This window comes from Microbacterium sp. USTB-Y (assembly GCF_023703415.1).
Classification (GTDB): domain Bacteria; phylum Actinomycetota; class Actinomycetes; order Actinomycetales; family Microbacteriaceae; genus Microbacterium.
Genome location: NZ_JAGMTU010000011.1, coordinates 63,933 through 70,616 on the forward strand (window position 1 = coordinate 63,933; position 6,684 = coordinate 70,616).

At 70.3% G+C, this 6,684-nt stretch carries 8 protein-coding genes; 6 read left to right on the forward strand and 2 right to left on the reverse strand.

Going from position 1 to position 6,684, the window contains the following annotated elements; all coding sequences use genetic code 11:
- The first annotated feature begins 7 nt into the window (after positions 1-7).
- The 6 genes from ligK to J8G10_RS18855 are packed head-to-tail and all read left to right on the forward strand — an operon-like array spanning position 8 to position 5,645.
- Positions 8-706, forward strand: coding sequence for a 4-carboxy-4-hydroxy-2-oxoadipate aldolase/oxaloacetate decarboxylase (gene ligK, locus J8G10_RS18830; RefSeq protein WP_005052171.1), 699 nt, complete (start codon positions 8-10; stop codon positions 704-706).
- 2 nt (positions 707-708) lie between these two features.
- Complete coding sequence (locus J8G10_RS18835; protein ID WP_005052167.1) at positions 709-1,662, forward strand: amidohydrolase family protein; 954 nt, start codon at positions 709-711, stop codon at positions 1,660-1,662.
- Positions 1,663-1,664: 2 nt separating this feature from the next.
- Positions 1,665-3,017, forward strand: coding sequence for a protocatechuate 4,5-dioxygenase subunit alpha/beta (locus tag J8G10_RS18840; RefSeq protein WP_005052165.1), 1,353 nt, complete (start codon positions 1,665-1,667; stop codon positions 3,015-3,017).
- The gene (locus tag J8G10_RS18845; RefSeq protein ID WP_005052163.1) at positions 3,014-3,967 is read left to right on the forward strand and encodes a Gfo/Idh/MocA family oxidoreductase; all 954 of its coding nucleotides are present in this window, start codon (positions 3,014-3,016) and stop codon (positions 3,965-3,967) included. Before J8G10_RS18840 ends, J8G10_RS18845 begins: the two co-directional genes overlap by 4 nt.
- Positions 3,964-4,938: an aldo/keto reductase gene (locus J8G10_RS18850; protein WP_005052159.1), complete on the forward strand. Its 975-nt coding sequence runs from the start codon at positions 3,964-3,966 to the stop codon at positions 4,936-4,938. The genes J8G10_RS18845 and J8G10_RS18850 overlap by 4 nt, the downstream gene beginning before the upstream one ends.
- Positions 4,935-5,645 (forward strand): substrate-binding domain-containing protein, encoded by a 711-nt coding sequence (locus J8G10_RS18855; RefSeq protein WP_005052156.1) that lies wholly within the window; start codon positions 4,935-4,937, stop codon positions 5,643-5,645. The genes J8G10_RS18850 and J8G10_RS18855 overlap by 4 nt, the downstream gene beginning before the upstream one ends.
- Before the next feature lie 50 nt (positions 5,646-5,695).
- Here J8G10_RS18855 and J8G10_RS18860 read toward each other — a convergent pair whose 3' ends face one another.
- Together J8G10_RS18860 and J8G10_RS18865 are read right to left on the reverse strand one after the other, a co-directional pair.
- Positions 5,696-6,403, reverse strand: a complete 708-nt coding sequence (locus J8G10_RS18860) for an NADPH-dependent F420 reductase (protein ID WP_005052154.1) — start codon at positions 6,401-6,403, stop codon at positions 5,696-5,698.
- Between the two features lie 4 nt (positions 6,404-6,407).
- Positions 6,408-6,684 (reverse strand): hypothetical protein (locus J8G10_RS18865; RefSeq protein ID WP_251448512.1); only part of this gene is annotated, 277 nt, incomplete at its 5' end.

Below are 6,684 nucleotides of genomic sequence, written 5' to 3' on the forward strand. Positions count from 1 at the left end.
GAACCCGATGACTCAGCGACTGAACGACCTCGGCATCGTCCGCACGCGCATCGAGCGGCCCGACTCCGCCGACGTCGCGCGGCTCTCGCGGTTCGGGGTCGCCACGATCCACGAGGCGATGGGCCGGGTCGGCCTGCTGCGGCCGTACATCCGCCCGGCGTACAGCGGGGCGACGCTGTGCGGCCCGGCCGTCACGGTGCTCCTGCAGCCCGGCGACAACTGGATGTTCCACGTCGCCGCCGAGCAGGTGCAGGAGGGCGACGTCATCGTCGCCGGCTGCACCACGGAGAGCGAGGACGGCTTCTTCGGCGAGCTGCTCGCCACCTCCCTCACCGCCCGGGGCTGCAAGGGCCTGGTCATCGACGGGGGCGTCCGCGACGTCGCCGACCTCGAGAAGATGGGCTTCCCGGTCTTCTCCCGCGCCATCAGCGCGAAGGGCACCGTCAAGGCGACGCTGGGCTCGGTCAACATCCCCGTGGTCGTGGCGAACGCCGTGGTGAACCCCGGCGACGTGGTGGTCGCGGATGTCGACGGCGTCGTGGTCGTCCCCCGCGAGCTCGTCGGCGCCGTCGCCGACGCCTCGCAGAAGCGCGAGGACAACGAGGAGGCCAAGCGCCAGAAGTTCCGCGAGGGCGTGCTCGGTCTCGACATCTACGGCATGCGGGAGCCGCTGGCGGCCGCGGGCCTCGAGTACGTGGAGGATTGACGATGGCTCACGCACAGGCGATCGCGCACGGCGACACCAGCGGCGGCTTCGAGAAGACGCCCGGTTGGCTGGACTGGTACGACGGCCCGACGACCCCGACGTTCCGGCTCCCCGCCGGCGCTGTCGACGCGCACTGCCACGTGTTCGGCCCCGGCGCGGAGTTCCCCTACGCCCCCGAGCGCAAGTACACGCCGTGCGACGCGTCGGCCGCGCAGCTGTTCGCGCTGCGCGACCAGCTCGGCTTCGACCGGAACGTCATCGTGCAGGCGACCTGCCACGGCGCCGACAACCGGGCGCTCGTCGACGCGCTGCGCCGCAGCAAGGGGCGTGCCCGCGGGGTCGCGACGGTTCGTCGCGACGTGACCGACGAGGAGCTCGCCGAGCTGCACGAGGCCGGTGTGCGCGGCGTGCGGTTCAACTTCGTCAAACGCCTCGTCGACCGGGTGCCGACCGACTCGCTCGACGCGATCGTGGAGAAGATCGCCCCCCTCGGGTGGCATGTCGTCATCTACTTCGAGGCCGAGGACCTTCCCGACCTCTACGACTTCTTCTCGGCGATCCCGACGGACGTCGTGGTCGACCACATGGGGCGTCCGGATGTGACGAAGGACCCGGAGGGTCCGGAGTTCGAGCTGTTCCTGCGCTTCATGCGCGAGAACCCCAACGTGTGGACGAAGGTGTCGTGCCCCGAGCGGCTCAGCGCCACCGGTCCGCGCGCGCTGAATGGCGAGCAGCACGCCTATACGGATGTCGTGCCGTTCGCCCGTCGCGTGGTCGAGGAGTTCCCCGATCGCGTGCTGTGGGGCACCGACTGGCCCCACCCCAACCTCAAGGACCACATGCCTGACGACGGGCTGCTGGTCGACTACATCCCACAGATCGCGACGACCCCCGAACTGCAGCAGAGGCTGCTCGTCGACAACCCGTCGCGGCTGTACTGGCCCGAAGGAGAATGACCATGGCACTCGACAAGCCGTACAAGGACATCCCCGGCACGACCATCTTCGATGCCGAGCAGGCCCGCAAGGGCTACCACCTCAACCAGTTCTCGATGTCTCTCATGAAGCCCGAGAACCGCGAGCGCTACCTCGCCGACCGCGAGGCGTACCTCGACGAATGGCCCCTCACCCCGGTGCAGCGTCAGGCGGTGCTCGATCTCGACCTGAACACCTGCATCGCCGAGGGCGGCAACATCTACTTCCTGAGCAAGATCGGCGCCACGCACGGTCTGAGCTTCCAGCAGATGGCCGGCTCGATGACCGGGATGTCGGAGGCGGCGTACCGCGACATGATGGTCGGAGGTGGCCGACGTCCCGAGGGCGTGCGCCTGAAGGATCTCGACGGGTGGACCCCGCCCTCGAACGAGAAGTCCGAGGTGATGCGCCCGGACGCCCCCGCGAAGTTCACGTCGGCGCTGTTCACGTCGCACGTGCCGGCGATCGGCGCCGCGATGGACCTGGGCAAGACCGAGGAGCCGTACTGGAAGAAGGTCTTCGACGGGTACCAGTGGACCCGGAAGTGGGCCAAGGAGAACACGCCCGACGTCATCATCCTGGTGTACAACGACCACGCCACGGCGTTCGACTCGAACATCATCCCGACCTTCGTCCTGGGCACGGGCGCGCACTATCCCGTCGCCGACGAGGGTTACGGCCCGCGCCCGGTGCCCGACGTGAAGGGGTATCCCGAGCTCGCCGCGCACATCGCCCAGTCGGTCATCCAGGACGATTTCGACCTCACCCTCGTCAACGAGATGGTCGTCGACCACGGCCTGACCGTGCCGCTGTCGCTGGTGTTCGGCGACGTCGAGGAGTGGCCGTGCCGGGTCATCCCGCTTCCGGTGAACGTCGTGCAGTACCCGGTTCCGTCCGGGCGTCGGTGCTACGAGTTGGGCAAGGCGATCCGTCGCGCGCTGGACAAGTGGGACGGTCCCGAGCTCAACGTGCAGATCTGGGGCACCGGGGGGATGAGCCACCAGCTGCAGGGCCCGCGCGCGGGACTGATCAACGAGGAGTGGGACAACGCGTTCCTCGACCACCTGATCGCCGACCCGCTGGGCCTCACCGAATGGTCGCACATGGAGTACGTCGACGAGGCCGGATCCGAGGGCATCGAGCTGGTGGACTGGCTCATCGCCCGTGGGGCGATGGACGACCAGTTCGGCGGCGGGGCGCCCGAGGTGAACCACCGGTTCTACCACGTCCCGGCGTCCAACACCGCCGTCGGCCACCTGGTCGTCACCAACCCCGTCGCGCCGCGGCCCGTCGAGTCCGAGAGTGTGAGCCTCCCCCTGGAGGAAGTCCACGCATGAGTGACAAGGTTCGCGTCGCCGTCGTCGGCGCCGCCGGCGCCTTCGGCATGAAGCACCTCGACGGCCTCGCGAACATCCCCGACGCCGAGGTGACCGTCGTCAGCGGCACCAGGCCCGAGCCCACGGAGTCGGTGGCCGAGAAGTACGGCGTGCCGAATGCCGTGCTCGGTCTCGACGCCGTGCTCGAGCGAGACGACGTCGACGCGGTGATCCTCGCGACGCCGACGCAGCAGCACGCGGATCAGACGCAGGCGGTGCTCGCCGCGGGCAAGCACGTGCAGGTCGAGATCCCGCTCGCCGATTCGCTGGCGGATGCCGAGGCCACCCTGGCCGCGGCATCCGCCTCCGACCGGGTCGCCATGGTCGGGCACACGCGGCGGTTCAACCCGTCGCATCAGCTGGTGCACAACCGGATCGCGGCCGGCGAGTTCGCGGTGCAGCAGATGGACGTGCAGACGTACTTCTTCCGCCGCACGAACACGAACGCGAAAGGCGAGGCGCGGTCGTGGACCGACCATCTGCTGTGGCACCATGCGGCACACACGGTCGACCTGTTCGCCTACCAGGCGGGTCGGATCGTGCAGGCCAACGCCATCCAGGGCCCGATCCACCCCGACCTCGGCATCGCGATGGACATGTCGATCCAGCTCAAGAGCGAGACCGGCGCGATCTGCACGCTGTCGCTGTCGTTCAACAACAACGGACCGTTCGGCACGTTCTTCCGCTACATCGGCGACACCGAGACCTACATCGCGCGCTACGACGACCTCTACAACGGTCGTGACGAGCAGATCGACGTCTCGCAGGTCGCCGTCAGCCTCAACGGCATCGAGCTGCAGGACCGGGAGTTCGTCGGCGCGATCCGCGAGGGCCGCGAGCCGAACTCGTCGATCCGCCAGGTCATCGACTGCTACCGCGTGCTCGGCGCGCTCGAGGAGCAGCTCGCGTGAGGCTTCCCCGCATGGGGCTCGGGTGCATGTCCCTCAGCCATGCCTACGGCACCCCTCCGTCTCTCGAGGACGGAGTGGCGCTCGTGCGTTCCGCGCTCGACGACGGCGTCCAGCTGCTCGACACCGCCACGCTGTACGGCGGCGGCCGCAACGAGGAGCTCGTCGGGCGCGCGATCGCGGGGCGTCGGGACGAGGTCGTGCTGGCCAGCAAGGGCGGCATGGCGCTCGTCGACGGCGTGAAGGTCATCGACGGGCGCCCCGAGACGCTGCGCGCACAGGTCGACGCCTCGCTGCGGCGGCTCGGCGTCGAACACATCGATCTCTACTACCTGCACCGGTGGGACAAGAAGGTGCCGATCGCCGAGAGCGTCGGGGCGCTGGCCGAGATGGTGGCGGCGGGAAAGATCGGCGCCATCGGGCTGTCGGAGGTGTCGGTGGACCGTCTCCGGGAGGCGCTCGCGGCGGCGCCCATCGCCGCGGTGCAGAACGAGTACTCGCTCTGGAGTCGCAATCCCGAGCTCGGCATCCTCGACGCCACCCGTGACGCCGGGGTGGCGCTGGTCGCGTTCTCACCGGTCGGACGCGGGTACCTCGCCGACTCCATCACCGACCCGGAGCAGTTGCCGCCGAAGGACATCCGCCGCGCGATGCCGCGCTTCCAGCCGGAGCACTGGGCCGCCAACGCCGCGTTGCTGCCCGCGTGGCGAGCCCTCGCCGCCGAGGCCGGCCGCACGCCGGCACAGCTGGCCTTGGCGTGGCTGCTCTCCCGCGGCGATCACGTCGTGCCGATCCCCGGGAGCACGGATGCGCACCACGTGCGCGAGAACCAGCGCTCTCTCGGCACGGTCGTCGATCCCGCGGTGCTCGTGCGCGCGGGCGAGCTGATCGACACCGCCACGGTGTCGGGGCCGCGCTACAACGCCACCGGGACGAGCGAGGTCGACGCCGAGTCGTTCGAGGCGGCCGTGTGAGAGCCATCTCCTCCATGGCGACGCGTCAGGTCCTCGCCGACCTGGCCACGGCGGCAGCGGACAGGGGGTTGCCCCTCGTCGAGATCGAGTCCGTCGGCGGAGTGGACGCCGCCCAGCGCGTGGCCGGGGGTGAGCAGCTCGATCTGGTGTTCCTCGCCGCCGACGCTCTGGACCGGCTCTCCGGAGACGGCCACGTGGACGCGGCGACGGTCACACCGCTCATGCTCTCGCGCGTCGCGGTCGCGGTTCCCTCGGGCACGCCCTCGCCCGCCGCCCGCCCCGACACGGCGGCGTTCGCGGACGCCCGCGGGGTCCGCGAGGCCCTGCGCGCCGCCGCTCGCATCGGCTACTCCACCGGCCCGAGCGGCACGGCGCTCGTCCGCACGATCGACGACTGGGGCCTCACCGGCCAGGTGGGCGATCGTCTCGTGCAGGCGCGACCCGGCATCCCGGTCGCCCGGCTGCTCGCCGACGGCCAGGTCGACCTCGGCTTCCAGCAGCTCAGCGAGCTCGTCGGTCAACCCGGGGTGCGCATCCTCGGTGTCCTGCCTTCGGACTGCGCCATCGAGACCGTGTTCTCGGGCGCCGTCGCGACCACCTCATCCGACCCGCGACGAGCCCGCGACGTCCTGGCGTTCTTCGCGTCCGATTCGACGGCATCCATCAAGACAGAGCACGCCTTCAGCCCGCCTGCACGACGGGACTGACCGGGATTCGGCGCCGCTTCGCCCGGTGTGCCGGATGGCTCACGCGGCCGTCAGGCGTCCGGCGTCTGCTCGGGGCCGAACCGGGCGGTGAACTCGTCGACGTCGAGAACGTTGCGTCCGAGCCGGCCGGACACCTGGTTGTAGGTGCCGGTGATCTCGAGGTCGCGGGCGCTGCGGAGCGTGCCGACGTAGCGGGGCTGCCAGCCGGTCTGCGCCAGCAGCGGGCGGACCTGCGCGGATGTCTCCGCCGAGTCGGCCAGGTACGGCAGGACCGCCTTCGGGCTCGCCTCGGCGATCGCGGAGCTCGCGACCGCGGCGGTGGCGAGGTTCGAGAACGCCTTCACGTGTCCCACGTTCGCCGGAAGGAGCGACGCCAGGTACTGCCCCGCAGACCCTTCCACGGGTCGCCGCAGCTGCACGCCCGTGGGCGTGACGTCCAGCGGGTTGGCGACGTCGATCAGGATCTTGCCGTCCAGGAGGTCCCCGAGTGCAGAGACCACCGCCTGCTGCGGGGCGCCCCAGAGGGTGGTGAGGGCAAGGAACGGGGATGCCTGGGCGGCTTCCTCCAGGGATGTCGCTATGTCGATGCGGGCATTCCGCGCGATCGGTCGGAGTCGCCGGGCGGCGGCCTCAGCCTTCGCCGGCTTGTAGTGGAACAGGCTGATGTTCACGCCGTGGGAGGCGAACAGGCCTGCGATCGCTGTGCCGTGCCGACCGGGGCCGATCAGCGTCAGCGTCGGCGTCTGCGTCGTGGACATCTGGTCACGCCTCCTGGGGCAGGTGCGGGTTGTCGGAGAGGTCCACGACGGTCTTGCCGACGGCGTGGTGCGTGTCGAGGATCCGATGGATCTCGACGATCTCGCTGAGCGGGAGACTCGTGACCGGCATACGTACCGACACCAGCCACCCCGAGACCGCCAGCCAGAGGCACGCACACCGCACCCAACCGGAGGGCCGCGCCGCGGCCCGACCCCGCGCGCAGCGCCCGGCCTGCCGGGCGCCCGTCCCTGCGAGCGCAGCGAGCGGGGCACTCGGGAAG